The 1,237-nt window shown below is 54.8% G+C and carries 1 protein-coding gene; it reads right to left on the bottom strand.

Annotation, left to right across the window (positions count from 1 at the left end; all coding sequences use genetic code 11):
* Positions 1 to 10: 10 nt before the first annotated feature.
* Positions 11 to 1,173 (bottom strand): IS3 family transposase gene (locus HBN79_RS23810; RefSeq protein ID WP_095019831.1). Its coding sequence is split into 2 segments (ribosomal slippage): positions 11 to 918 and positions 918 to 1,173, totalling 1,164 coding nucleotides; the frame shifts between segments, so codons are not numbered across the junction.
* Between the last annotated feature and the right edge of the window lie 64 nt (positions 1,174 to 1,237).

The raw sequence follows: 1,237 nt of genomic DNA, 5'->3' as shown, positions 1-1,237 counted from the left end.
TCTGTAGTGGTCAACTCATCCCGGACACGGTTTTGAGTTTTTCTTCCGTTTTCGCTGGGGCCAATCCATCGTTAAATTGATGAGGTCGGATCCAGTTGTAGTGATGCATCAGGTACTGGCTAATATCTCTCTGAGCCTGGTGGCCGGTCATGTAGCCAGTGGTTGGTATCCACTCTGTTTTCAAGCTGCGAAAAACCCGCTCCATCGGCGCATTATCCCAGCAGTTTCCTCGGCGGCTCATACTCTGACGCATGCGATAACGCCACAGCCGCTGGCGAAAGTTGCGGCTGCCATATTGGGATCCCTGGTCTGAGTGAAATAGCAAGCCTTGCGGCTTGCCACGCTGCTCGTAAGCCACATCCAACGCCTTGATCACCAAGTCTGCATCCGGCTTTTCTGATAACGCCCAGCCCACCACTCGGCGAGCGTAAAGATCCATGACAACCGCAAGGTAGTGCCATTTCCCCTGTGCCCAGATGTAGGTGATGTCGCCGCACCAGACCTGGTTGGGCGCTTCGACATCAAATTCTCGGTTCAATATATTTGGGATATCCGGCCGCTCGACTGTCGCCTTTTTATAGGCGTGTGATCCTGGCTGCTTGCTGACCAACTCCAGCTCACGCATCAGCCTGCGTACCTTAAACCGTCCAATTTGCTCACCTTCTTCTTGCATCATCAACGTGATGCTTCGACTGCCGGGAGCACTTCGGCCCTGGGTGAACAACTCGCTCACTCGGCTACGCAGCCTGAGCCGCTCAACATCTGGTGTTCGCCGCCTTAGACGATGCGCGTAGTACCCCGAACGAGCGACCTCAAACGCCTCGCACAAGCAGTCAACAGGCTCATGGACGCTTAGCTGATTGATCAGCGCGTACGCTCGAGATCTTCCGACATCAAGAGCGCGGTAGCCTTTTTTAATATTGATTTCTCGCGCTCGAGGCGAGCAATCCGAGCTTCCAACTCCTGGATTTTTTGCTGCTCTGGTGTCAGGGCCTTGCTCTGGGGCGTGACGCCGGTGCGCTCTTGCTGAAGCTGGTCGACCCAGCGGCGCAGCGCCGACTCACCAACACTCAGTGAACGACTGGCTTCGATGAAGCTGTAGTTTTGCTTGAGCACGAGGTCGGCAGCCTCGCGTTTGAATTCAGCGGAAAAGGTACGGCGTTGTTTGGTCATCTGACACCTCGATCTGGCGAGTATTCTCGCCTAAAAGGGTGTCCGGTTTCATTAGACCACTACA

This window comes from Pseudomonas sp. WS 5051 (assembly GCF_012985715.1).
GTDB lineage: Bacteria > Pseudomonadota > Gammaproteobacteria > Pseudomonadales > Pseudomonadaceae > Aquipseudomonas > Aquipseudomonas bubulae.
Note: the sequence above shows the minus strand (reverse complement) of the source record. Positions and strands in the feature narration are given on the sequence as shown.